At 61.9% G+C, this 351-nt stretch carries 1 protein-coding gene; it reads right to left on the bottom strand.

The genetic code is table 11. The features are described from left to right. A partial coding sequence (locus AB4124_RS34145) for a penicillin-binding transpeptidase domain-containing protein (RefSeq protein WP_441975455.1) occupies nucleotides 1-351 on the bottom strand: 351 nt, incomplete at both ends.

Here is a 351-nt window from a genome sequence, read left to right as displayed (position 1 = left end):
ACCGTCAGCGCCTTGAAGGTCGAGCCCATTTCGTAGACGCCGACATTGATCCGGTTGATACGGTCCTTCTCCTGCGCATCGACCGGGTTGCTCGGGTCATAGTCGGGCAGGGACACCGAGGCGATCATCTCGCCTGTCGTCACATCCATGATCGCACCGGCCGCCGCAATGGCCCGGTACTTCTCCATGCCCTTGACCAACTCGTCGCGCAGCAGGTGCTGCACGCGCAGGTCGATCGACAGGGCCACGGGCTTGAGATCCGACGMCTGGGTTGCGAGACCGGCGCCGTTCAGATCCTGCAGCCCCTGCGAGTCGATATATTTCTCCATTCCCGMAATGCCGACATTGTCG

Origin of the sequence: Paenibacillus sp. 2KB_20 (assembly GCF_052115765.1) — a bacterium.
In the GTDB taxonomy this organism is placed as follows: Bacteria; Bacillota; Bacilli; order Paenibacillales; family Paenibacillaceae; genus Paenibacillus_AQ.
This window is presented reverse-complemented; position numbering and strand designations above follow the sequence as displayed.